The sequence below is a fragment of the Protofrankia sp. BMG5.30 genome, assembly GCF_001983005.1.
GTDB classification, from domain to species: domain Bacteria; phylum Actinomycetota; class Actinomycetes; order Frankiales; family Frankiaceae; genus Protofrankia; species Protofrankia coriariae.
This window is the reverse complement of record NZ_MOME01000047.1, coordinates 1-24,718: the sequence shown is the minus strand read 5'-3', so window position 1 is coordinate 24,718 and position 24,718 is coordinate 1. Positions and strand designations below refer to the sequence as shown.

Here is a 24,718-nt window from a genome sequence, read left to right as displayed (position 1 = left end):
CATCACACAACCACCAAACCGCATCCTCTCGGTGCCGTGAAGGAGCCGCATCGTGTGCCGTGCGTGGTCTGCTGTCGCAGGAGCGGTTGCGGAGCTTGCGTACGACACTACCTACAGTCCTGTTGACTGGCTACTCACAGTTCCTCGGGTGTCCCGCGGGAGACCCGCGGAACACCCGAGGGACACGGAATGGACCGAATGACCGCCCGCCGTGACGGCCGTCGCCCGCGGGCGGGTCGTTGCCTGCCGTCGGTGGCCGTCTTCAGACTGGGGCCGTCCCGCGGCTGGCGGGTACGGCCATCGGCGGCGGACGGCCGTCAGCAGATGGCCGTCAGTAGACGAGAGCCCGCGCCCCGTCGGCGAGCACCTCGGAGACGAAGACCGCCGCGCCGGCGATGCGTATCCCGGGGAGCACGTCGTCGGGGCCGATGGCCCGTCGTGCCGCGCACTGGGTGCACAGCGTCACGCGTCCGCCGGCCAGGATGGCGTCCAGCAGTTCGGTCAGCGGGGCCGACTCGGGCAGCGCGAACCCGGCGGCACGCCCGGGCAGAGCGAACCAGGCCGACTCGCCGGTGAGCCACAGGGAGACGTCCGCGCCGCTGGCGAGCCCGACCGCGGCGACCGTGAACGCCTGTGAGCACCGCTCTGGCGCGTCCGCGCCCGCGGTGGCCTTGATGACCAGTGAAGCTGTCATGGCTGTCAGTCTGCACTGGGCGGTTCGTACCGGTCGTCCGGCCCGGGCCCGTACGGTTGCCCTGGCAGGGCTCGGCGTCCGCCGTCGCAGGGCCCCGTGCCCGGCGCCGGAAGGCCCGGCTTCGCAGGGGCCGGACGGCTTGGCCGATGTCACACAGCTACCGCCAGCGGGGCGGGAAGAGGGCGGTCAAGGCTAAGCTGGTCCCGTGCTGGAAATATTTTTCACCGCTTTGTTGATCCTTGTAGCGGTGCTCATCGGGTGGTTCTCCGTCTACGCGGTGTACAAGCTGTACTCGGGCCAGCGTTGAGCGTCCCGGCCGTACCCGCACCCGTACCCGTGCGCACCGCTGGCGCGTGGACGTGACCGTGCGGCCCGGGCCGGTGGTCGACCTGCACCCGAGCCTGCTGCCGATCGCCTTCCTGCTGGGCACCTGGCGGGGCGAGGGCGTCGGCGGCTACGAGGGGATGGACGCCTTCCGTTACGGCCAGGAGGTCGTCTTTTTCAGCACCGGGCGTCCCGCCCTGTCCTACACGTCCCATACCTGGTGGATCGGTGAGCCCCGGGACGGGCGCAGCGAGGGCAGCCCGCTGGCGACCGAGACCGGTTTCTGGCGGGTGCAGCCCGGGGAGRGCGACGGGCCGCCCACGGTCGAGGTCATGCTCGCCCATCCCTTCGGGATCAGCGAGATCTACGTCGGGGACGTCGTCGGGACGCGGGTGGAACTGCGTTCCAACGTCGTGATCCGGACCGCCACCGCACGTCGGGTGGACCGCTCCCAACGGCTGTACGGCCTTGTCGAGGGTGATCTTGCCTATGCCATCGACATGGCGGCCGAGGGCAAGCCGTTGCAGTCACACCTGTCCGCCCGGCTCCAGCGGGTATCGGCTGCTGACCGACCGTAGCCTGATCGGTCCGCTCGGCGTGTCCGACCGGTTCCAGCTCGGCGCTGACCGGCTCGGCCGAGGCTGGCCCGGCAGAGCCGGTCAGCGGCCGGGCCTGGCCCGGGCCGCCAGCCAGCTGCCGGGGCCGGCTCAGGCGCGCATCCGGGAGCCGTTTTCGGCGGCGACCCGGGCGCGCCAGGCCTTCTCCCGCGCGATGGCGCCGGCGAACCCGAGAGCGACCGCCGGATCGAAGTTCTCGTCCGAATAGGTGCGGGTGCATCCGAGCACTCGGTCGATCTCGTCGGCGGTGACCGCCGCCAGCGGAAGCTGGCCGGTGAGGTAGACATCGCCGGCGAGATCCACCGAGAAGTGCACACCGTAGGTCTTCGCGTTGCGCCCGAGCAGGAAAGCGTATGTACCCGCCTCGTTCTCGGCGGGCCTGCGCATGAAGAACGCCTCGATGAGCAGCGTGTGGTCCCCAACCACCAGCCAGGTCATCGTCCTCAGCCGGTGCTCGCCCTCCAGGGTGGCGAGGAACGATCCCTCGCTCACCCGTTCGTAGGGCAGGCCCAGCTCCGCCAGGGCGTCGTCGATCAGGCGGTCGAGGCGTGCCCGTTCGGCGCTGTCGACAGGTACTGACACCGGTTCCCACCTCCACCATGATCCTCATGGGTCGGACGGCTGGATCACTGCCGTGGCCACCGGAGACTTTCCAGGCCGCGGCCGACGGCGGCCGGACGCGCGGGCGTCAGGCCGTTGCCGGGACGGTAACCGGTGTCGCAGCGTTACGGTAACCGGTGAGAACGCCGCGTGCTGTCGCGGACCAGCCGAACTCCGCCGCCCGCGCGACCGCCCCGGCGGCCAGGCGCCGGCGCCGGCACGGCTGGCCGATCACCTGGGCCAGGGCGTCGGCGTAGGCGGCCGGGTCGCGCTCCGCCACCAGGATGCCGGAGACGTCGTGCTGGACCGCCGTCCGCAGCCCGCCGACCGCGGCCGCGACGACCGGTGTCCCGCAGGACTGGGCCTCCAGCGCGACCAGGCCGAAACTCTCGCTGTGGCTGGGCACCACGACCAGGTTCGCGGCCCGGTACCAGTCAGCGAGTTCCGGCTGTGGCACTGGCGGCTGTAACCGGACGATGTCGGAGATGCCGAGCTCGGCCGCGAGCTTCACCAGCGCGTCCGGACGGTCCAGGCCGGACCCGCTGGGACCGCCGACCACCGCGACGACCAGGCGGTCACGCAGCGCCGGTTCACGCGCCAGCAGGTGCGCGGTGGCGTGCAGCAGCATGTCGGGCGCCTTCAGCGGCTGGATACGCCCCACGAACAACAGCACCAGCGCGTCCGGCGGGACACCGACGCGGCTGCGGGCCGCCGCCACGTCCCCGGGGCGGAACACCTCCAGGTCGACGCCGGGTGCCACCACGTCGACCAGTTCGGGGGCGGCACCGTAGAGATCGACCAGGTGGCGCCGCTCGTCCTCGGTGGACGCGATCAGTCGGTTCGAGCCGTCGACGACGTCCTGCTCGCCGGCGATGCGGTGCGGTGGATCGGGGCGGTCGCCGTCGGCGAGCGCGCTGTTCTTCACCTTCGCCAGCGTGTGGGCGGTGTGTACCAGCGGGACGGCCCACCTGCGCGCGACCGCGAGCCCGACCTGGCCGGAAAGCCAGTAGTGCGAGTGGATGACGTCGAACCAGCYGGGTTCGTGCGCGGCCTCGACCCGCAGCACGGCCGCGGTGAAGGCGCACAGCCAGGTGGGCAGGTCCTCCCGGCCGACGTCCTCGAACGGCCCGGCGGCGACATGGCGCACCACGACCCCCGGCGCGAGGGCGACCTTCGGCGGCATCCTGCTGCTGGTGGCCCGGGTGAAGATCTCCACTTCGGTGCCGAGCAGGGCCAGCTGCCGGGACAGCTCCACCACGTACACGTTCATGCCRCCGGCATCGCCGGTACCCGGCTGCTCCAGCGGCGACGTGTGCATCGACAGCATGGCGACCCGACGAGGGAAGCCCGACCGGACCCGACGCACCAACCACCTCCACACCGATCCGGACTCACCGACCACTGGATGGCCCGGTCCTGCGAACAACCGATCCGAGGGCCGCATGCCCGGCGCCGACTGCCCCGGATCCAGCCGCCTGGCGCCGGCCGGCCGCGCCCGCGCCTGCCTGCCGACCGCGCTGGGTAACCGCGGTCGCGGCCCGTCACCGGATGCCACCATCCGGATCCGCTGGCCCTGTCCTGCCGACATCCGCCATTACGTTCCGTTATGGACTCTTTCCCGGCGGACGCCCGGACTCATCCTGCCAGTGGCGCGGCGAACCGGCGATTGGGTGACAGGTGAGATTCACCTGTTTTTCTGCCTCCGGCCCTGGACATCGAACCGGGAACGCCTGACACGGCCAGCCGCCCGGCGTGTACTTCATGATCGTTGTTGGTGTTCCGTACCGGCCCGGTAACCCGCCAGTCCTGGCGAGCCGGCCGCCAGAGCCCTCCGGGGCGGATCGTCGATCGCGCGGATCGGTGCCGCTCGGGACACGATGCCCGCGGGGAGAGGCGGCCGGGCCGGTTCTGCGATCGTGGATGCGTGTCAGGTACCTCCCCCGCCCGCCGCCGCGAGCCGCGGCTGGCCGCGGGCCGCGCCAGAACGCTGGGGCTCGCCACCCGTGGGACGACCGCTCCCAACCGCCTGCGCCGGGTCGATCGTTGGATCGTCGGGACACAGGCGGCCCGGTTACGCGCCGCCGCCAGCCCGCTTGTCGTCGACCTCGGATACGGCTCGTCGCCGGTCACCACGGTGGAGCTCTACCAGCGGCTGAGCCGCCTGCGGCCCGACGTCCGGGTCGTCGGCCTGGAGATCGACCGGGATCGGGTCGCCGCGGCGGCCCCGGCCGCGCGTCCACCAGGGCTGGTTTTCGCCCGTGGCGGCTTCGAACTCGCCGGGCTGCGCCCGGTGCTGGTCCGCGCGATGAACGTGCTGCGCCAGTACGAGGAGGCGGCTGTCGCCCCGGCCTGGGCGGCGCTGCTCGAGCGCATCGCGCCCGGCGGCCTGCTGGTCGAGGGCACCTGCGACGAGATCGGCCGGCGTGCCTGCTGGTTCGCCGTCGACCGCCCGCCCGAGGCGTCGTCGGAAGTGCCCGGGGCGCCCGGCGGACCTGTCGGGACGCCGCGGCCGCGGCGCCAGGGCCGCACGCTCACCCTGGCCGCGCACCTGCCGAGCCTCGCGCGTCCGTCTGAGCTGGCCGAGCGGCTGCCCAAGTCGTTGATCGCCCACAACGTTCCCGGCGAGGACGTGCACACGCTGCTGGCCGCGTTCGACGACGCCTGGCGGCGCGGCGCGCCGCGGGCCGTGTTCGGGCCGCGGCAGCGCTGGACAGCCGCGGTCGAGTCCCTGCGGGCGGACGGGTGGCCCGTGCGGGGCACCCGTCCGCGATGGCGGCTGGGTGAGGTCACCTTCGCCTGGCCGCCGGTACGGGCGGACGCGGACGTCACCGTCACCGCCCCCGGCGGCAGGGGCGGACACGACGGGTGAGGTCCGGGACGGCCCGCCGCTCAGGCGCCCGGCCGCCGGGACGGCGCGATCTTGTCGAGGACGGCGAGGTCGTCGGCGCGCGGCTGCCACTCGCTGGCCGCGACGTTCGCCCGGACCTGCTCCGCCGTCGTCGCCCCGGCGATCACGGACGCGACCGCGGGCTGCGCGGCCAGGCCACCGATCGCCACGTCCAGCAGCGAGCGGCCGCGTTCCCGGCCAAAGGTCTCCAGGGCTTCGACCTGGTCGAAGACCTCGTCGGTGAGTTCGTCCTGGCGGCCGGCCAGCCGGGTGCCAGGCGGGGGCTGCTCGTCCCGGAAGTACTTGCCGGTGAGGATGCCGTTCGCGAGGGGGAAGTACGGCAGAATRCCGATGCCGTACTTCTGCGCGGCCGGGACGAGTTCGGCCTCGATGCCACGCTCCAGCAGGTTGTAGTGGTTCTGGGCCGAGATGAAGCGGGTCGTGCTGGAGGCGCGCGCGGTCCATTCGGCGTCGGCGACCTGCCAGGCCGCGAGATTCGACGAACCCACGTAGCGCACCTTGCCCTCGCGCACTATCTCGTCGAGAGCGGCCAGCGTCTCCTCGATCGGGGTGAACGCGTCCGGGCTGTGCAGCTGGAAAAGATCTATGTAGTCGGTCTGCAGCCGGCGCAGCGATCCTTCCACGGCTTTACGGATGTACCGGCGCGAGGCGCGGGCGTTGAAGTCGGGCCCATACACCCCACCCATGTCGTTGCCGAACTTGGTGGCGAGAACCACCTCGTCGCGCCGGGTCCGCAGGATATGGCCGAGCAGGGTCTCCGAACCACCCTTGTTGCCATATGTGTCCGCTGTGTCGAACAGGGTGATGCCGTTGTCGAGCGCGGCCGTGACGACGGCCCGGGTGCCCTCGAGGTCGACCCGTGAGCCGAAGTTGTTGCAGCCGAGACCGACGACGGATACCAGTAGGCCGGAAGATCCCAGTGGGCGATATCTCATATCATCAGTACAACACGACATACCATGAACCCCGGGCGCCAGGTACCGGGATTCTCCACAGGCCATGATCACAGGGCTGGGTCGGTGGTGTCTGGTTGTTCTTTTCGAGTGGCGGCGAAGTTGCCGTCGTGAGACGGAACGGCCAGGGTGCGCCCGGCCGTTCGGTCAGTCGGACTGYGCGGTGCCGCTCTTCTTCTCGGCGCTGTCCGCGGACTTCGTCGTGGCCGAGGAGCGCACCGCCCGGGCCCGGTTGACCACGTTGCGGGTCCGGGTCACGGCCTCCTCGGTCGTCGGGTTCTGGCGGATACGGGCAACGCGCTTCTCACCGCGGTCGGCGAAGTTGCTGTAGAGCGAGCTCGYGCGTCCCTGAAGGTCGGAAAGCTGGGAACTCACCGACGTGGGCAGGGAGGTGACAGCGGTCTGCACGTTGGCCGGAAGCCGCTGGGCGTGGACGGAGAGGCCGTTGACCCGGCTGGAGAACTTCTTGATCTCGTCGGCGTAGACGGTGGGGATGCTCCGGATCTTCTCCACCGCGGCGTCCGCGGCACCCACATAGGCGTACAGGGGCTTGCGGACCTCCGACAGCGGGATCTTGACGTCGGCCGAGGCCTCGACGGTGTCGCCCGACTTGTCGGCGCTGGTTCGGATGGTGGCCATTGCTACCTCCAGTTTTGTGACTCAGTTTTGAGGCTCAGTTTTGTGACTCAGTTGCTGGCTCGATCTGTGGCTGTGACACGCCCGTCGAATGTTGTTCCGTTGTTACTTTGTTGATGATGAGGTGTCGTCCGACGAGTCGTGGGCGGCGGCTCCGTTGGTAGCCGCGGTGGTGCGGGTGGAGCGGCCGGTGGCTCGGCCGGCTTTCGGGGCAGCATCCCCGCTGCCTCCGTCGGCCTTGCCGGTACCGCCGGTGGCCGCTGTCGTGCGTGGCCGCCGGGTCGCCGTTGCCCGCTTCGGGGCGGCGTCGGAGGCGCCGGGGGCGCGCGGGGTGGGCGTGGCCGCCGCTCGGGTGGCCCCGGTGGCCCGGCGGGTGGTGCCAGCAGGCTTTACCTCGGTGGCCGTGGTCGCGGTAGCCGACGCGAGGCCGGTGGGCGCGGTGGATCCGGTGGGCGCGGAGCCGGTGAGGGCCGTCTTCGTCGCGGGCGGGGAGGCGGACACGGGCGGGGAGGCGGATATGCCCTGCCGCAGGCCGTCCGGCAGGGTGGGGCGGCCGGTCAGCCCGTATACGGCGTTCTCCTTCCGGAACGCGTCGTAGATCTCGACGATGACCTGCTTCTGCCGTTCGGTGAGCGTCGAGTCGGCGAGAACCGCCGCGGTCACATCGCTGTCCGACGCCCGTTCGTCGAGAATGCCGGCCTGCACGTACAGCACTTCCGCGGAGATCCGGAGCGCCTTGGCGATCTGTTGCAGAATCTCCGCGGACGGCTTGCGCAGGCCGCGCTCGATCTGACTCAGATAGGGATTGCTGACGCCGGCCTGCCGGGCGAGCTGACGAACCGAGATATGTGCGGCCTTGCGCTGGTCCCGGATGAAGTCTCCGAGATCGCGTACGTTCAGGGGCGGCACGTTCAGTGTCGGCCTCCTCTCCTTGGGGGTATGCGCCGGTGCGCTGGGTGGATCATGTTTGCCGGATGGACTTCACCGGGTGAGCCATGCGCACGGTCACGGGACCCGCTGTGTCGCTGAACCGATGGTTCGCAGCGTACGTCCAGATGCTAGCTGTGGCAAGCGTTTGGCAAGCATCCTGGAATGCTTGGRACGCCTTCGCCCGGGCCGACCCTGGCGGTTTCTGTGCGTCCGTCGCGTACGGATACGCGCACGCGGAAATTCAATGTGTATTCGCTGTATTAACGATGTTGCAGATGCGCTAAACGCGGTGAACACTGTGAGTATTGATGTATGTATCAAGCGTTACGAAACGCTTTGCGTAGCCATATTTCAGTCACTGAAAGTAGTCAAAATGACCCGTATGGTCATACGTCGGCGAGTTGTTGATCGGAGCTGCTGATCGGCAGCCGGCCGATGGTGGTCAGTCGGTTGCCTGCCGGTCCCGCTGGTCAGCGGGTCGCGTGTGCTAGCCACTCGCGCTGTGTTGCTAGCGCCGACTCGGTCTCGGCCACCTCGTCCGTGCGTCCGTGAGCTCGAGCACGTTCCAGCCGCGCCTCCAGCTTGGCGACCGACTCCCGCAGCGTCGCCACAAACGGGGACTCGACGGCCTCCTGCCGGCGCCACCGGGCATCGGACGCGGACCGGATGCGGTCACTGACGGCGGACAGCCGTCGTTCGAGGTCGCTGACGGCGTCCCGGGGCACCTTCCCGATGAGGTCCCACTGTTCCTCGATCTGTCGCAGCCTGCGCAGTGCCTGGTCGGGCCGGGCGAGGTCGAGCGCGGCAACCTCGGCGAGCAGTTGCTCCTTGGCGGCCTGGTTCACCCGCAGATGCGCGTCCCGCTCGGCGTTGGCGGCGTTGCGCCGGGCGAAGAAGGTGTCCTGCGCGGCGCGGAAACGGGCCCACAGCGCGTCCTCGACGTCCCTGGGCGCACGTCCGGCCGACTTCCACTGGTTCATCAGCGTTCGGTACTGGGCGCTGGTGGCCGACCATTCGGTGGAGTCGACGAGCGCCTCGGCCTCGGTCACGATCGCTTCCTTGCGCTGCCTGGACTGGGCTCGCTGCTGGTCGAGCGCGGCGAAGTGAGCGGTCCGGCGCTGGTTGAACTCCTCGCGCGCGGCGGTGACCCGCTTCCACAGGTCGGCGTCGGTGCGGCGGTCCACCCCCGTGATCGCCCGGAAGTCGACGGCGATCGAACGGAACCGCTCTCCGACGGCCTTCCAGTCGGAGCTGCGGGCGAGGCGCTCGCTCTCGGCGACGAGCGCCTCCTTCGCCTCCACCGCGGCGGCGGCCCGCTGGGCGCGCTCGGCCTCGCGCTGCGCGGTACGTTCGCCGACCGCGTCCAGCACCGATCCCAGACGTCCGGTGAGCGCGTCCAGATCACCGACCACCGCCGCGGTGCCGAGGGAGGCCAGCAGCCGCCGCGCGCTCGCGGCAAGACCCGTCAGGTCGGCGCTGGGGACGGTCAACCGCTGTTCCAGCAGCGTGACTTCGGCGGCCAGATCGTCGTAGCGCCGGGCGAAGTGGGCAAGGCCCTCCRCCGGGGAGCCTGCCCGCCAGGAGCCGACGGGGCGTTCACCCGCGGTCGTGCGTACGTACACGGTGCCGTCGTCGCCGACACGCCCCCATTCGGAGCTGTTGCGCTCGCTCATCGTGGTCCCGAAGATCGGCGTCAGGTCAGGTGCCATTCTTACAGGGATCGCGCGGATGGGGCACATTCTGCTGGCCGCCGGCAAGCCGAGGAGGCGCTGGCGGGCGTCGGGGCCGGGCGTCGGGCATCGTCCTGGTGGGAGCGCCGGACGACCGGGTCCTCTCCGGTCGCCCCGGTGCCCGTCCCCGGTGTCGGGCCGTGGCGCGCGCCCACAGCGCCCACCGCGCTGTTTCCGGTACCGCCTCGATGGCGGGCGGAACGCTTCCACGGCGGAAATCGCACCCCGGACGGAATCGCGGCTGGCGGATTTCTGATGTGCGTTCCCCAACATTGTCGGAAATATGACAGCAGGCTGCTGGCCGGAAATCCCGTGTCAACCACGGTTTTTCTGAGCGGGCCGTCACGCGTGTGGCCGCGGTGACATGCCCCGGTCGTACACAGATGTTCTCCTGACCGCCAGGATTCCAGCCGTGTACCGAGCAGATGGGACCCGCCCGGGGACGCCGGCAGGAGCGCCTGCCGGCGGTCGCGCCCATGGGCGGTCGGCGGCCGGCGAGCCTTCCAGGCGTTGTCATGCGCGGTGTTCCGTGCGGCCGACGGCGGTACCGGTGCCCGGGGCGCGTGCCCGCGACGGCGCCCGGTGCCGGGCCGGCCCAGCGGCCGCCGCGCTCGAGGCGGCCCCGGCGACGCGGGCGGCCCGGCGGCCCACGGGCCCGCGAGCCGCATTTCCGTTGTCGATTCCCGCGTCCCGGCCACCGGCCGCGCCGAGTATCGCGAAATCGACCGTGCTCATTCCGGTCCGATGTCGGCCGGCCGCCGGAGCCATCGGCGGCACCGGCCTCGGCACCGGCGTCAGAACCGGCGGCGTCGGGGCGTGAAAGCCTGAAAGGAAGAAAATTGAACCGGATTCCGCGGGCGACGCGGTTCGTCGCCGTCGCCGCCGCCGTATGCACGATCGCCGCGTGTGGGGTGGGCGGTTCCGGCGGCTCGTCGCCGACGGCCGGCCTCCGACCGCCGGTCCGCCCGGCCACCGTGGCCGTGACCGACGCGAACGGGGCCACGGCGTCGCTCCAGTGCGCCACAAGTGTCAGGACGCTGCGGATGATCGTCAGTGGCCCGCTCGCCGACACCGCGAAGGCGGCCAGGGCGCACATGGAAAAGGCCCATCCCGGCCTGACCGTCGACATCACGTCCACCGCGACCAGCTATTCCCAGATCGTCCAGCAGATCGGCGCCGACGCGGCCGCCGGGCGCAGCACGGACCTCGCGGTGGCCGGGCTCGACCTGCTGGCCACCTTCGTCGAACGGCTCGACGCCCAGGAGGTGTCGCCGCGGTCGCTGCGCGCCTCCTACGACCAGCGGTTCGCCACGCTGGGCACGGTGGGAGGCAGGCAGCTGTTCGTCGTCCCGCAGCAGGTCTCCGTGCCCGTCCTGCTCTACAACGCCGACATGCTCGCCCAGGCCGGGGTGGACCCGGGGTCGCTGAAGGACACCACCGGTCTCCTTGCCGCCGCCGAAAAGATCAGACAGGCCCTGCCCGGCGTCCAGCCGGTCGACCTGCCGACTTCGGACCAGTTCGGGCAGTGGTTCTTCAACACCATCGCGGGGTCGAAGGGCGCGAGCATCCAGAACGCCGTGGGGCAGCCGGACTTCACCAGCGCCGCGGCGCGTGACACCGCAAGCTTCCTGGCCAGGGTGGGCGGTTACGGGCCCCAGTCGAACACGCCGGCCGACGCCATGGTCCGCTTCGCCCTCAACCGGAAGTCCGCGATCGTGGGCGCGAGCATCAGCTCGGTGGTGCCGGGGCTGCAGACCATCGAACGCCAGGGCAAGGGCGCGTTCCCGCTCGGCGTGGCGCCGCTTCCCGTCCTGCCGGGTGGGACGCAGCATCCGGTGGCCAGCGGGAACGGTCTCGTGATGCTGGCCACCGACCGTTGCCAGTACGAGATGGCCACCGAGCTGATGATGGCGATGCTCGCGCCGGACGTGGTGGCCGCCGAGGTGACGACGCTGAGCTATCTGCCGGTCGACATCGAGGCCGCGAACCGGCTGGTRCCGTTGTACCAGCGGTATCCGCAGGTCGTGCCCTTCAACGCGCTGATCGATTCGATCGTCCGCGCGCCGTACTGGTCCGGGCCGCGCGGCGGTGAGGTGCCTGTCCTCGCGTCCGAGGCGGTCGCGAGGATCATGATGGGCGCGAATCCGACGACCACGCTGACCGAACTGCAGAAGCAGGCGGAGGCGCTCCTTATGTGATCACCGATCATCTGATCGGTGATCATCGGGTCGGCGGTCGCTCGGTCTGCGGCCGCCGTGAGGCCGTTGTTCGTCGGGGGTGCTCGCCTTTGCCGCCGCTTTGCTCCCGTTCTGTTCGCGGTTCTATTTCTTTCTATATTCATTAAATTCTTTTATAAGATTGAAAGCGGAGAGTAGGCAACCTGGAACGCTCCGTGTGATCTCGCTGTGGTACGGCCTCTTGTGGGACGCGCGACCGGCGGTAGCATGATGGCAGGATCTTGCTGAACAGCAAGCAGATGAGCAGTCAATGACCTGTGCGGGATTTTGTGCGGTGCATTCGCGGCCATCGTGTGAGCACGCGTGCAATCGGTGTTAAACGGTGCGTGTTGTTGTCCTCCTGTGGTCTTTTGCGCACGCATCGCTTCCTGTTTGTCACTGTGTCGCGAAGATGTCACCACATAGCGTCGTTAGCTGCTCACCAGATGCGACTCGAAGGAGACAGATGATGTCGACCGAGGGCGCCGGCGCCTGCGCTCACCCGCTCGCGTTCGTCCGGGCGCAGCGTGGCTGGTCCTATCAGCGACTGGCCCGGGTGGTGGCGCGCCGCGCACGCGACCTGGGCGTGGCCAACATGGCGGCGGAACGTCAGAAGGTCTGGCGCTGGGAACACCGGGGTGTCGTGCCCGACCGGGTCTCCCAGCTCGCCCTTGCCGCTGAGCTGGGAGTCTCGGCCGAGAAGGTCGAGTCCCATCCCTGGCCAGCCTGGCTGCCGACCGGTGACGTCGTACGTACCGACTACCCGTGGAACAGCGCAGGCAGTGTGACATCCATGATCGATGTTGTCGAAGGCGCCCTCACCGACCGTCGAGGGTTTCTCACCATCACCGGAGCGGGTGTGGCGAGCCTGGCCAACGAGTGGCTCAACCTGGAGCCCACCCGGCTCGTCGCCGCCCTGGACGGCGGTCGGGTGGACGAACAGGTGGTCCACCGCATCGAGCACAACATCCCGGGGTTACGGCTGATGGACGACCGGCTCGGCGGGGAGGGCGTCCGGCGGCTTGTCGACGCCGAGCTGCGAGTGGTCACCGAACTGCTCGCCAAGGGCTCGTACACGGAAAAGATCGGGGCGAGCCTCCAACTGCTCGCAGCCGAACTCGCCCGGATCGCCGGGTGGGCATCGTTCGACGCCGGCTACCACACGAGCGCGCAACGTTACTGGATCGCGGCCCTGCACGCCGCCCACGCCGCCGGGGACCGGCTGGTCGGCGCGAACATCATGAAGAACATGTCATTGCAGTGCGTCGACTTCGCCCGTCCCAAGGAAGCCCTCGACCTGGCGGAAGCGGCCGTGGCGAGCGGCGGCGGCATCAGCGGACGCGTCGGCGCGATGCTCCAGATGAGGCTGGCCCGGGCGCACGCGGCCCTGGGCGATCAGGCCGGATGCTTCCGCGCGCTGGCCCAGGCCGAAACGGCGGCCGACCGCTCCAGCCCGCAGGATCCGGCCTGGGCGGGCATCTTCGACGAGGGGTTCCACGCGGCCCAGCTCGGGATCTGCTACATCGATCTCGGTCAGTTGCCGCAGGCGGACCGGTGGCTGACGCACGCCCTCAAGGTGCACCCGGTCGCCCGCGCCCGTGACCACGCGACATACCTGCTCCGTCGCGCGGCCGTGCAGATCGACCTGGGCAACATCGACCACGGGTGTGCGCTCGTCCGTCAGGCGGTGCCGTTCCTGGAGGCCACCCGCTCGCAGCGCAACGCGCGGCGGGCGGAGGAGCTCCGGCGCTCCCTGCGCCGGCACGCGGCGCATCCGGAGGTCCGCGAGGTGGATCAGCTCCTCGCTCGTCCCACCTGATCGTGTCCTGTCGTCTCGTCCCAGCTGGGTGGTGGCCGCCCCCCGCCGGAGCGGCCGCCACGGGGCGACACGCGGAGGCGACGTATGGGGGCGACGTATGGGGGCGGACTGTCCGGCTCGGGTCAGTCGACGAGACGGCCGGCCGGGCGAGTCGGCTGGTCGGGCCCGCTCGCCGGCTCCACGGATGCCGCGACATCACCCGTCTCCGGGTCGACGACGACCAGGGCGGTGTCGTCGGGCACGGTCCGTTTGACGATTGCCAACGCGATCGGGCCGAGTTCCGCGTGCACGACGGACGTGCCCACGAACCCGACCGTCCGGCCACCGCCGCTCACCGGGGCGCCCCGGGCGACCGTCGTGCCGTCCAGATGCAGCAGGACCATGCGTCGGGGTGGGCGGCCCAGATTGTGCACGCGGGCAACCGTCTCCTGACCGCGGTAGCARCCCTTGTCGAGGTGGACGGCGGTGGTCAGCCAGCCGACCTCGTGCGGGATCGTCCGATGGTCGGTCTCCGCGCCCAGGCGAGGGCGGCGGTCAGCGACCCGTGCCGCCTCGAACGCGCCGACACCGGCGAGGGACGCGCCTGCGGCGACGAGCCGTTCGACCGTCCCGCGCAGCGCCCGGCGCGGGACGAGCAGGTCGAGGCCGTCGGGCATCGCCCGGACGAGGATGTCGTACCCGTCCGGATCCTCCTGGCCGCCCGCACCGCCGCCGGCCACCGGGCCGCCCGTCGCGGGGGCGCCGGCCACGGGACTGTTGGCCACGGGACTGTCGGTTATGGGGCTGTCGGTTATGGCTGGTGATGCGGCGGCCGGCCGGACGAGCGCCCGGGCAAGCGGGTACGGGCCCCGGGCCAGCAGGTCACCGTCGTAACCCACCGTCACATCGCGGCGGGCAGGCCGGTGGAGCGGAGGGTCGAGCGGAGCGAACGCGCTGGTCACGACGTCCACGGCGGTCGGGCCGAGGACCGACAGCACGGCGTGGTCGGCGTGGACGTCGACCGGTTCGACCCGCAGCAGGAAACGCATCGACTCCAGGTAGGCGAGCAACGCGGCGCTGGTGCCCGGTTCGACGTCGAGCCAGGTGGCCGTCCCGTCGTCGGAGATCATCAGATGGTGTTCGACATGGCCGTGCGGGGAGAGCACCAGCGCCTCGCTGCCCCGCATGGCCGGCAGCGCGGCGAGATGTTGGGAGGTGATGCTGTGCAGCCAGGACAGCCGGTCCACACCGGTGATGCGCAGCACTCCGCGGTGCGAACGGTCGACGACCACCGCGCCGCGCTCGCCGGCGCGTTGCTCGCGCAGCGGATCCCCGTAGTGGTCGGCGACCCCGAGGTCGGCTCCGGTGGCGGGCACGGCACCGGCGATGTCCAGCAGCGGTGAGCGGTAGCGGGAGCCGTCGTCCGGGCTGCCGGGGCCGCCGGGCGCGGGCGGCCGGGTGCCGGTTGCGGGCGGGGCGATGGAGTCGGCGGTCATGGCCTGTTCAACCGGAACCCGGGCCCGCGCAGTCCCCGCACYGGCCGGCAAGCGCGACATGGCTGACGTCCACGGAGAAGTCGAAGTCGTCGCGCAGCCGGGTGACGATGTCGGCCAGTACGTCCGAGGGGATCTCCTGTACCGCGCCGCAGCCGCCGCACACCAGGTGGGCGTGCTCGGCGAGGCCGGCCGCGTGATAGGTCGGCGCGCCGTGGCTGAGGTGCGCGTGCGAGACGAGATCGAGCTCCTCGAGAAGGTCCAGGGTGCGGTACACCGTTGAGATGTTGACCCCGCCCGCGGTACGGCGGACCTCCGTGACGATCTCCTCAGGGGTGGCGTGGCCGAGCCGGGTGACCGCTTCGAGAACAAGCTGACGTTGTGGGGTGAGACGGTAGCCGCGGGAACGCAGCTGTGTCTGCCAGGTGTCGTCCCCCGCCGGCCCCGCGGCCGGTGAGCCTGGGGCCTGGACCTTCGGCGGCACAGCGGAAACCGGCGCGGTGCCGGGCGCGGCGTCGCGCCGCTGCCGGCTCTCCCGGCCTCCCGCGACGTCCACCGCCATGGAAACGAGTTTAGGCCGTGCTCGATGGATCTTCGATCGCGCGGACGGTGGTCTTGCCGTGCCACTGTCACGACCGACCAGGACCGTAGCTGAAAGTTATGTATATGTTACTTTTTGCTGTCGTGAAGTCGCCGGCGACGCCCCGAAGGTTGGTGGGGAAAAGCGGTTGCCGAGCCCACCCCGTCCCCGTAGCGTTGTCCGTACACGGGAAGGGAGGTGGTCCAGTTTTGTGTGATAAACGGACTCGTGAGGTGACTGTCCGCTAGCCGGTCTCGTGGTCCTCACCCCTGCCGGGTGACCTACGGGCACCGGCACCGGCGAGAACCAGACAGGCACCGGACCTCCGGGCGTCGTCGCTGGTCCCGACGGCCCGTCGTCCCTTCTATGGGCGATGGAAACGCCCGGAGGTCTCTTTTGTTTCCAGCCGTTTTGTCTCTAGCCGGGCAAGCGAGAACGTCACCTAGTGGCCGCGGTGGCAGTACGCGGTGGCAGTACGCGGTCACCGGCGGTGGACGCGTCTGGTATCTGATCGACGACTCGAACCAGAGCGCCTGGGTGATCTATGCCGGTACCGGCCATCCCAGGGTCACCGACTGACACCCAGGTTGACAGCCAGGACGGCGGACGAGGGCGGACGCCAGCGGGCCGGGCGGCCAGGGCCGGGGGTACCGGTGTGGGGCGGTGAAGGGCCGGGCGTCGCGGTCGGAGCGGCCCTGAAAAGTGTCCCGGGCGGGTGCGCCACGGCCGATCCAGCCGCATCGCGGCGGCGGGTTGCGGCAGGATCGAAGTCATGCCGACGCTCGTTCTGCTCCGCCACGGCGAGAGCACGTGGAACCGAGAAAACCTGTTCACCGGCTGGGTGGATGTCGACCTTTCCGACAAGGGCCGCCAGGAGGCGGCCCGCGGCGGTGAACTGCTGCGTGACGCGGGTGTGCTCCCGGACGTGGTGCACACGTCGTTGCTGCTGCGCGCGATCCGCACCGCCTGGATCGCGCTCGACACGGCCGGCCGGACATGGATCCCCGTGCACCGCTCCTGGCGCCTGAACGAACGGCACTACGGCGGCCTGCAGGGGCTGAACAAGGCCGAGACCCTCGCCGAGTACGGCGAGGAGAAGTTCACGCTGTGGCGCCGTTCCTATGACACCCCACCGCCGCCCATCGGCCCCAACCAGGTCAGTGGTGTGGACGAGCGCTACGCCGACCTGCCGCCGGACCTCGTCCCGACGACCGAGTGCCTCAAGGACGTGGTGACCCGGATACTGCCGTACTGGTACGACGCGATCGTGCCGGACCTGCGGCGCGGGAGGACCGTGCTCGTCGCCGCCCACGGCAACTCKCTGCGTGCCCTGGCCAAGCACCTGGATGGCATCAGCGACAGCGACATCGCCGCCCTGAACATCCCCACCGGCATCCCCCTGCGCTACGAACTGGACGACGACCTGCGCGTCCTGGCCTCGTCCTACCTGGACCCGGAGGAAGCGGCCAGAGCCGCCGCCGCCGTAGCCGCCCAGGGCAGGAAGAAGTAACGAACGCCGCCCCCGGGCGAGCCGCCGCGGTGCCGAACGGAGCGGTGACGTGGGGAACGTGGGCCCAGTCGGGGGCGCAAACCACGCCACCGCTCCATTCGCGCAGCCGTCGGGCTTTGCGGGAAGGCGGGTGGTCAGACGCGTTTGCCGGTGACCAGGTAGATCACACGATGGGCTACTGAAACGGCGTGGTCGGCGTAGCGCTCGTAGTAGCGGCCACACAGGGTGATGTCGATCGCGGCCTCCATGCCGTAGGTCCACTCCGTTTCCAGCAGCACATGGAAGAGCCTGCGGTGCAGGGCGTCCATGGAGTCGTCGTCGCTTTCCAGCTCCTTGGCCAGGGCCGCGTCGTGGCCGGCGATGACCGACCCCGCCTTGGCGACGATGCGCTGCGCGACCTGGCCCATCTCCAGCAGGGTCGAGTGCAGCTCCGGTGGGACGGCGCGGCCGGGGTAGCGCCGGCGGGCCACCTTGGCGACGTGCAGCGCGAGATCGCCCATGCGTTCGAGGTCAGCCACGATACGCAGCGTGGTGACCATTGTCCGCAGGTCGGTGGCGACCGGTTGCTGGCGCGCCATTATGTCGAAGGATCGCTCCTCGATTTCGTTACGTAGCAGGTCCACGGTCTCGTCGGCCGTGATCACACCCTCGGCGAGTTGTAGATCGGCGTCGAGAAGCGCGGTTGTCGCTCGCGCCATTGCTGAAGCGACCAGGTTGGTCATCTCGACGAGTGAGGAGTTGATGCTCTCGAGCTCGTCGTGGAAGGCGTCCCGCACGGACGGCTCCTTCGTGTCTGTAGCGGTTGTCAGCCCATCGGATCACAACAGGGTGAGACGGGGACGGCCGGCAGGATGCGATCATGTTTCTTTCGCACTGCCGGAAGCCGCGGATCCCCGTGGTCACTGGAACAGCGGCCGCATCCCCGGCCTGCCGGGGTGGCGACCATGCGCGGGCCGGCTCCCGGCGTTGCGAGCCGGCGTCGGCTGTCCGTGGGAAAGCCGCCGTTTCGACCTTCGGCGCGTCACACGGTGCGGGCGAACAGCGATTGCTCCTGGACATATGACCCCGAACGCCGCACATACCCTGTCGCGATCAACGATGGTCGGCGGTGCTCGCCCCACGGTGAACACATTCTGTTGGCCGGGTGAACTCCTGACGACTATCGGCGCGGGTTGGGCGGATACATCCACAGTCCACCTACCATTCGGCCGTGGGCGAGGGTGAGTGCGAGCGGGATGCAGGCTTCGGTCTTCCCGGTTTCGGGCCCTCCGGTTTCGGCCGTTCCGGCTTCTCCGGCTTCGGGCTCTTCGGTGGCGGAGCCAACCCGGATGCCGCCGGTCCCACGCCGCGCACCGGCCGGGAGCGTTCCGCGGCCCGTCCCGGCCCGCGACCGATCTCGGCCCAGGCACCGCCGGCCCAGACGCCGTCGGGTTCTGTGCCGTCGGGTTCTGCATCGTCGGGTTCGGCGGGCTCGGTACCGCCGGCGCAGATACCGCCGGGCCGAGGTGCGTCCACGATCCGGGCAGGTGACAGTACCGTTGTGTCCCCGCGGCGGCGGATCCGCGATGCCGCGGCCGCGAACCCGCCGACCGCCGCGCGCGCGGCGCTGCCCTCGCGGCTCGTCCGGCACCTTGTCGACGGCCTGCCCTCCGGGCTGATCGTTCTGGACGCCGACGGCGTGGTGGTCCTGGCCAACCCGGCGGCCCACGCCATGGGGGTGATCGTCGACAGCCGTCTGGACCTGGTCGAGCTCAGCGACCTGGCCGCCCGCACCCGCGGCGACGGCGTCGACCGTGACCGGCAGCTCGACCTGCCACCCCGCCCCGAACCGCCGCTGACCCGGCCCCGTCCCGACCAGGAGGCGTTCGCCGTACGCGCCCGCACCTCGCGGCTGGACTCGGACGGCCATGTCGCCGTGATCCTCGACGATCTCACCGAGGCCCGCCGGGTGGAGGCGGTCCGCCGGGACTTCGTGGCGAACGTCAGTCACGAGCTGAAGACCCCGGTTGGCGCGCTGCACGTGTTGGCCGAAGCCGTCGCCGCGGCCAGTGATGATCCGGCGGCCGTTCGCCGGTTCGCCTCCCGGATGACGCACGAGTCCGCCCGGCTGGCCCGTCTCGTGCAGGAGATCATCGATCTGTCCCGGCTGCAGGGCGCGGACCCGCAGCCGGATCCCCAGCCGGTGCAGGTGTCGGTGGTGCTGGCCGAGGCGCTCGACCGCACCCGGCTGGCCGCCGCCGCCCAGGAGATCACCGTCGCGGTGATCGGCGACAGCGACTTCGTGGTCAGCGGGGACGAGGGGCAGCTGGTCACCGCGCTGGCGAACCTGCTGGACAACGCGGTCACCTACTCCCCGCCGGGGACCCGCGTCGTCGTCGGGGTCCGACGCGCCGGCGACACCGTGGAGCTCTCGGTCGCCGACGAGGGCATCGGCATCGCCGAGAAGGACCTGGAGCGGGTCTTCGAGCGCTTCTACCGGGCGGACCCGGCGCGTTCCCGCACGACCGGCGGCACCGGGCTGGGCCTGGCGATCGTGAAGCATGTCGCGACGAACCACGGGGGAAGTGTGAGCGTGTGGAGCTCCGAGGGGGCCGGATCGACGTTCACGATCAGGCTGCCGCTGCTGCTGGCCGACGCCGATACCGATATCGATACCGACGTCGAGATCGATACTGGCGCCGAGATCGATACTGACGTCGAGCGCGGACGTGACAACGACGATGGACGACTGACGGATGACGACTGACCGACGGACGACTGACGACTGACTGACGGACGGATGACGGACGGATGACGAAGGAGTGTGACGCGTGACCCGCCTGCTGGTCGTGGAGGACGAGGAGTCGTTCTMGGACGCGTTGTCGTTCATGCTGGAACGGGAGGGTTTCGACGTCGCGGTGGCCGCCGACGGGCTGGCCGCGCTGACCGAGTTCGAGCGGCACGGCRCCGATCTCGTCCTGCTGGACCTGATGCTGCCGGGTCTGTCCGGTACGGAGGTCTGCCGGGCGCTGCGGCAGCGGTCGACCGTCCCGGTGATCATGTTAACGGCTCGCGACAGCGAGATAGACAAGGTCGTCGGCCTGGAACTCGGCGCGGACGACTACGTCACCAAGCCGTTCTCCGCCCGTGAGCTGGTCGCCCGTATCCGCGCGGTGCTGCGCCGCCGCGGCGAGATCGACGAACGCGTCACGGCGACGCTGGAGGCCGGTCCGGTGCGGATGGACGTCGAACGCCATGTCGTCACGGTCGCCGGCGCCTCCGTMCCGCTGCCGCTGAAGGAGTTCGAGCTGTTGGAGATGTTCCTGCGCAACGCCGGCCGGGTCCTCACCCGCGGCCAGCTGATCGACCGCGTCTGGGGGTCGGACTACGTCGGGGACACCAAGACCCTCGACGTCCACGTCAAGCGTCTGCGTACCAAGATCGAGGACGAGCCCGGAAACCCGCGCCACCTGGTGACCGTCCGAGGTCTGGGGTACAAGTTCGAGCCCTGACACCGGTGGCCTCTCCGCATCCTCCGCATCCTCGCCTCTCCGGTGATACGGCTTGATCTTTCCGTGACGATTCCGATCCTCTGATCGGCGTTCCGGCCTGACAGCGGCGATCACTTGTGTACGTTGGTCGGGTGAGGGCTCCGCCCGGCCGGGTCGCTGTGCGTACCTGATCACTGTCATGGTGGTTCGCCGTCGCTGTCATGGTGGTCCGCCGGGCGCGTTGTCCGCCGGCTGCCGGTACTGGTCTGGTTCGCTGGATGCCGGTGCCGGCCGGCCGTGGCCGGCTCGATGYACGACCGGGAGTGGATGCGTGAAGTTTGGCCGCGCGACGAGGGGGACGCACACCCTCCGCCCGTTGTCCGATTTTCCCGATGTTTCCGTCCTGCTCGATCTGACCGATCTGGATGATCTGTCTGGTCCGGCTGGTCCGGCTGGTCTGTCTGGTCCGGCTGGTCCGGTCGGGCTGCCGGTTGCCGTGCGGGTGAGYTGCCAGTGTGTCCGATGTCACTGAAGCCCGTGTCCGAGGCCGCCGCCGCCGAGATCTCCGCCGCCACCCGRCCCGGGGCCGGTGAGCCGCCCGTGACGCTKCCCGCGCCGGCCTCCTTCGACGGTGGCCAACAGCCCCCGCCCCATCATGATCATGCCGTCCCGCACGTCGCCGTCCCGCCGGTCACCGGCCGGATGCGCCTCGGCGTGATCGACATCGGCTCGAACACCGTGCACCTGCTGGTGGTGGACGCCCATGTCGGTGGCCAGCCGCTGCCGGCCGCCAGCGCGAAGGTCCCGCTGCGGCTGGTCGAACTTCTCGACGGCGACGGAGCGCTCTCCGCCGAGGGCGAGCGGATCCTGACCGACTGTATCATCGACATGAGCGCGCGCGCCGACGAGCTCGGCGTGGACGATCTTGTGGCGTTCGCCACTTCTGCGCTGCGAGACGCTACCAACAGTGAGGACGTCCTGGCTCGCCTGCGGGCCGCCAGCGGGGTCGCGCTCGCGGTCCTGCCAGGGCAGGACGAGGCCCGGCTGACCTTCCTGGCGGTGCGGCGCTGGTTCGGCTGGAGTGCCGGCCGGCTGCTCGCGCTCGACATCGGCGGCGGCTCCCTGGAGATCGCGGCCGGGATGCACGAGGACCCCGACGTCGTGTCCTCCCTGCCGTTGGGGGCCAGCCGGCTCACCCGGGACTGGTTCGCCAACGACCCGCCGAAACGCTCCGAGGTGACGGCCCTGCGGCGCTATGTCCGGGCGCACATCGCCCCGGTCGTCTCCAGGCTGTACGTGGTCGGCGAGCCCACCAGGGCGGTGGCGACGTCGAAGACCTTCAGGTCGCTGGCCCGGATCGCCGGCGCGGAGCCCTACAGCCGCGGCCCGTACGTCCGCCGGATCCTGCGTCGGGACGCGCTGCGCGAGATATCCGCGCGGCTGTGCCGGATGTCCGCCGCCGAACGATGCGACCTGCCCGGGGTGTCGGCCGACCGCGCGGGCCAGCTGGCCGCCGGGTCCGTGGTCGCAGCCGAAGCCCTCGACCTGCTGAACCTGGACGAGGTCGAGATCTGCCCGTGGGCGCTGCGGGAAGGYGTCATCCTGCGCAGGCTGGACTGGCTGACCTCCGCATGATCTTCATGTGATCTCCGCGTGGCCCCCGCATGGCCCCCGCGTGATTTCGCTCGGTAGCCGAGCTGGTACTTCGGCGTTCTGGCCCGGGCGTCGATTGTCGCGCACAGGCACTACTCTGGAAGGATGTCCGAGGCGCAGACCCCAGCGCCGCGGCTCGGGGACGCCGAGGTCGCGGACAACCGTGGCCCAGGTTTGTGGCAGCCGACAGCGGATTCCGCTGGTCCGCCCCCTGGCACCGGGTACCGGACCTTGCTCACGCCGCGTGGCGGTGGGCGTGCCATCGCACGGGTCCCCTCGGCCAGGGTGGCGCTGTCGACCGCGTCGACGTATCCGGAGTCGACGGCGGCAGCTTTCGAAATGGCTGCCCGGCTTGGCTACGACGGCGTAGAGATCATGGTGTGGACGGATCCGGTGAGTCAGGATCCGGAAGCCCTGCGGCGGCTTTCCGACTATCACGGCATCCCGATCCTGGCGATCCACTCCCCGTGCCTGCTGCTCACCCAGCGCGTCTGGGGGGTCGAGCCGTGGGCGAAGCTGCAACGGGCCCGCACCGTCGCGGAGACGCTGCGGGCACCGACCGTCGTCGTCCACCCGCCGTTTCGTTGGCAGCGTGACTACGCCCGCGACTTCGTCGAGGGCATCGAACGGATGGCGAACGAGACGGACATCCGCTTCGCCGTCGAGAACATGTTCCCGCTGCGGGCCCGCGGGCGGGAGGTGTCCGCGTACGCGCCGGACTGGTCGCCCGTGGGTGACGACTACCGGCACGTCACCCTGGACCTGTCGCACACCAGCGTGTCCCGCTCCGACGCGCTCGCCATGGCCGACGAGCTGGGCGACCGGCTGGTCCACGTGCACATGGCCGACGGGATCGGCCTGGCCAAGGACGAGCACCTGGTGCCCGGCCGCGGCAACCAGCCATGCKCCGACCTGCTGGAACGGCTCGCGGCCCGGGGCTTCGACGGGACAGTCGTCGTGGAGATCAACACTCGCCGCGCGGAATCCCGGGCGCAGCGGGAGGCCGACCTCGCCGAGGCTCTGGCGTTCACCCGCCTCAACCTCGCGGCCGCCCCCGTCACCGCGGCCGGCCGCCTGCCCTGACGTTACGGGCTACGGTCCGGGCGCCGCTGGTCCGGGTGCTGTCGTCGGGTCGGTCGGTGATACCGGCGAAATACCGGAGGGAAGTACCGKAGCCAGGAAGTACCGGAGACAAACAGCGGCGAACAGCCGTATCCATCCTGCGCGACGATGTCACCATGCGGTAATGAGCGCCAGATCGCTTTTCGACCCGATGGTGGACGCCTACGACGCCGCCCGACCATCCTATCCCGATCAGCTGTTCAAGGATCTGGAATGGCTGGCCGGACGTGAGCTGGCCGGCGCGGACATCCTCGAGGTCGGCGCCGGAACGGGTATAGCCACCCGGGACCTGCTCGCGCGCGGCGCCCGGGTGATCCCGGTGGACCACAGCTCGGGCATGCTCGGCCGGCTGCGGGAACGCACCCCCGAGATCGGCGTGGTACGCGCCGACGGTGAGGCGCTGCCGTTCTCCGGCGCCGTGGCGGACCTCGTCTGCTACGCCCAGGCGTGGCACTGGGTACGGGTGCCGGTGGCTGCGGCCGAGGCGGCCCGGGTGCTGCGTCCCGGCGGCGCGCTCGCGGTCTGGTGGAACGACGTCGACGGCGAGGACCTACGCTGGTGGGAGCGTCAAMAGCGGCGTCTGGAGGCGATGAGCCCCGGCTACCGGCGCGACTACCGCACCCGCCCCTGGGCGGACGAACTGCGCTGGACGGGCCTGTTCACCGAGGTCGTGACGGTCTCCGGCCGCTGGAGCCGGACGCTCCCGCTGGACCGGTACGAGCTGTGGCTGCGCTCGAAGTCGTACATCCAGGCGATCGGGGACCGGCTGGAGGACTTCCTGGACGCCGAGCGGCGCTCMCTGCTGAAGGCTTTCCCCGACGGCCTGATCACCGAGCCCTTCCACACGATCCTGACCGTGGCCCRCCTACCACCCCTCACCCCGTCATAAGCGGAACCCCCCGCCAGGCCCCCAGAACCCACGAAGGTACCGATCTTCCCCTTCGTCGGAACGAGTGCGTAAGTGGCTGCTACGGCAACCACTTGTTCCCTCGTTGTCATGATCGAAGGGACTGTTTCAAGATCGGTGTTTCCGGCCCGACACGCCGGGCCCTCGGGGTCCGGCGGGATGGGCACTGTGAGTGATGACATCGGGTGATATGACCCCTCGCAAGCAAGATCGTGAATCGGGGCGGCAGCTGTCGCCGGAGCAGGCCGCTGCGGCGGCTTTGGTCGCGGACGCGAAGGCGCGTGGGCTGGCGCTGACGGGGCCGGACGGGCTGTTGAAGCTGTTCACCAAGGCGGTGCTGGAAACGGCTTTGGCCGAGGAGATGACCGAGCATCTCGGCCATGAGAAGAACCGGGTACCGGCGGAGCGGGAATCGACCAACGTCCGTAACGGCAGCCGGACGAAGACGGTCGTTTCCGAGGCGGCCGGTGAGGTGGAGATCTCGGTTCCGAGGGACCGGGAGGGCACGTTCGAGCCGCGGATCGTGAAGAAGCGGCAGCGGCGTCTGACCGGTGTCGACGAGATTGTGCTTTCACTG

22 protein-coding genes are annotated in these 24,718 nt (G+C 70.2%); 11 read left to right on the top strand and 11 right to left on the bottom strand.

What is annotated here, in order from left to right; translation table 11 throughout:
* Positions 1–331: 331 nt before the first annotated feature.
* Positions 332–694, bottom strand: coding sequence for a DsrE family protein (locus BL254_RS21175; RefSeq protein ID WP_047224209.1), 363 nt, complete (start codon positions 692–694; stop codon positions 332–334).
* A gap of 365 nt (positions 695–1,059) precedes the next feature.
* Here BL254_RS21175 and BL254_RS21170 point away from each other — a divergent pair, with 365 nt between their 5' ends.
* Positions 1,060–1,596 carry an FABP family protein gene (locus BL254_RS21170; RefSeq protein WP_076844792.1) on the top strand — a complete coding sequence of 179 codons (537 nt, stop codon included), beginning with the start codon at positions 1,060–1,062 and terminating at the stop codon, positions 1,594–1,596.
* A 129-nt stretch (positions 1,597–1,725) separates the two neighbouring features.
* Here the strand turns inward: BL254_RS21170 and BL254_RS21165 are convergent, their stop codons facing one another.
* Entirely contained in the window at positions 1,726–2,217 is a 492-nt protein-coding gene (locus tag BL254_RS21165) for a YbjN domain-containing protein (RefSeq protein WP_076844754.1), read from the bottom strand.
* 106 nt (positions 2,218–2,323) lie between these two features.
* On the bottom strand, positions 2,324–3,562 hold the full coding sequence (mshA, locus tag BL254_RS21160) for a D-inositol-3-phosphate glycosyltransferase (protein ID WP_254858372.1): 1,239 nt from the start codon (positions 3,560–3,562) through the stop codon (positions 2,324–2,326).
* A gap of 597 nt (positions 3,563–4,159) precedes the next feature.
* Here mshA and BL254_RS21155 point away from each other — a divergent pair.
* Entirely contained in the window at positions 4,160–5,104 is a 945-nt protein-coding gene (locus tag BL254_RS21155; protein ID WP_076844752.1) for a hypothetical protein, read from the top strand.
* 20 nt (positions 5,105–5,124) lie between these two features.
* Here BL254_RS21155 and BL254_RS21150 read toward each other — a convergent pair whose 3' ends face one another.
* The 5 genes from BL254_RS21150 to BL254_RS28730 all read right to left on the bottom strand — a co-directional run bounded on the left by BL254_RS21150 (position 5,125) and on the right by BL254_RS28730 (position 10,127).
* Complete coding sequence (locus tag BL254_RS21150) at positions 5,125–6,078, bottom strand: aldo/keto reductase (RefSeq protein ID WP_013875224.1); 954 nt, start codon at positions 6,076–6,078, stop codon at positions 5,125–5,127.
* 165 nt (positions 6,079–6,243) lie between these two features.
* The gene (locus BL254_RS21145; protein ID WP_083731280.1) at positions 6,244–6,735 is read right to left on the bottom strand and encodes a hypothetical protein; all 492 of its coding nucleotides are present in this window, start codon (positions 6,733–6,735) and stop codon (positions 6,244–6,246) included.
* Between the two features lie 102 nt (positions 6,736–6,837).
* Complete coding sequence (locus BL254_RS29135; RefSeq protein ID WP_047224213.1) at positions 6,838–7,641, bottom strand: helix-turn-helix domain-containing protein; 804 nt, start codon at positions 7,639–7,641, stop codon at positions 6,838–6,840.
* Positions 7,642–8,132: 491 nt separating this feature from the next.
* Positions 8,133–9,371 (bottom strand): DUF349 domain-containing protein, encoded by a 1,239-nt coding sequence (locus BL254_RS21135; protein WP_076844750.1) that lies wholly within the window; start codon positions 9,369–9,371, stop codon positions 8,133–8,135.
* A gap of 534 nt (positions 9,372–9,905) precedes the next feature.
* Complete coding sequence (locus BL254_RS28730; protein WP_076844749.1) at positions 9,906–10,127, bottom strand: hypothetical protein; 222 nt, start codon at positions 10,125–10,127, stop codon at positions 9,906–9,908.
* 308 nt (positions 10,128–10,435) lie between these two features.
* Here BL254_RS28730 and BL254_RS21125 point away from each other — a divergent pair, with 308 nt between their 5' ends.
* Positions 10,436–11,590 (top strand): extracellular solute-binding protein, encoded by a 1,155-nt coding sequence (locus tag BL254_RS21125; protein WP_235433695.1) that lies wholly within the window; start codon positions 10,436–10,438, stop codon positions 11,588–11,590.
* A gap of 487 nt (positions 11,591–12,077) precedes the next feature.
* Positions 12,078–13,427 (top strand): transcriptional regulator, encoded by a 1,350-nt coding sequence (locus BL254_RS21120; protein WP_047224226.1) that lies wholly within the window; start codon positions 12,078–12,080, stop codon positions 13,425–13,427.
* A gap of 122 nt (positions 13,428–13,549) precedes the next feature.
* Here the strand turns inward: BL254_RS21120 and BL254_RS21115 are convergent, their stop codons facing one another.
* Together BL254_RS21115 and BL254_RS21110 are read right to left on the bottom strand one after the other, a co-directional pair.
* A complete protein-coding gene (locus BL254_RS21115) occupies positions 13,550–14,902 on the bottom strand; it encodes a folate-binding protein YgfZ (RefSeq protein ID WP_083731278.1) in 1,353 nt (450 codons plus the stop codon).
* Positions 14,903–14,909: 7 nt separating this feature from the next.
* Positions 14,910–15,461, bottom strand: a complete 552-nt coding sequence (locus BL254_RS21110) for a Fur family transcriptional regulator (RefSeq protein WP_083731277.1) — start codon at positions 15,459–15,461, stop codon at positions 14,910–14,912.
* Between the two features lie 790 nt (positions 15,462–16,251).
* On the opposite strand from BL254_RS21110, the gene BL254_RS21105 reads away from it, so the two are divergent.
* Entirely contained in the window at positions 16,252–16,989 is a 738-nt protein-coding gene (locus BL254_RS21105; protein WP_076844745.1) for a phosphoglyceromutase, read from the top strand.
* 134 nt (positions 16,990–17,123) lie between these two features.
* Here BL254_RS21105 and phoU read toward each other — a convergent pair whose 3' ends face one another.
* Complete coding sequence (gene phoU / locus BL254_RS21100) at positions 17,124–17,765, bottom strand: phosphate signaling complex protein PhoU (RefSeq protein ID WP_047224216.1); 642 nt, start codon at positions 17,763–17,765, stop codon at positions 17,124–17,126.
* A 764-nt stretch (positions 17,766–18,529) separates the two neighbouring features.
* Here phoU and BL254_RS21095 point away from each other — a divergent pair.
* The 6 genes from BL254_RS21095 to BL254_RS21070 all read left to right on the top strand — a co-directional run.
* Positions 18,530–19,735, top strand: coding sequence for a sensor histidine kinase (locus BL254_RS21095; protein ID WP_371391106.1), 1,206 nt, complete (start codon positions 18,530–18,532; stop codon positions 19,733–19,735).
* Between the two features lie 64 nt (positions 19,736–19,799).
* Positions 19,800–20,480, top strand: coding sequence for a response regulator transcription factor (locus BL254_RS21090; RefSeq protein ID WP_076844743.1), 681 nt, complete (start codon positions 19,800–19,802; stop codon positions 20,478–20,480).
* Positions 20,481–20,972: 492 nt separating this feature from the next.
* Positions 20,973–22,094, top strand: a complete 1,122-nt coding sequence (locus BL254_RS21085; protein ID WP_083731276.1) for a Ppx/GppA phosphatase family protein — start codon at positions 20,973–20,975, stop codon at positions 22,092–22,094.
* 123 nt (positions 22,095–22,217) lie between these two features.
* Positions 22,218–23,195: a sugar phosphate isomerase/epimerase gene (locus BL254_RS21080; protein WP_254858354.1), complete on the top strand. Its 978-nt coding sequence runs from the start codon at positions 22,218–22,220 to the stop codon at positions 23,193–23,195.
* Between the two features lie 163 nt (positions 23,196–23,358).
* A complete protein-coding gene (locus BL254_RS21075) occupies positions 23,359–24,123 on the top strand; it encodes a class I SAM-dependent methyltransferase (protein WP_076844741.1) in 765 nt (254 codons plus the stop codon).
* 208 nt (positions 24,124–24,331) lie between these two features.
* The coding region (locus tag BL254_RS21070; protein ID WP_175648439.1) for a transposase at positions 24,332–24,718 on the top strand (387 nt) is incomplete at its 3' end.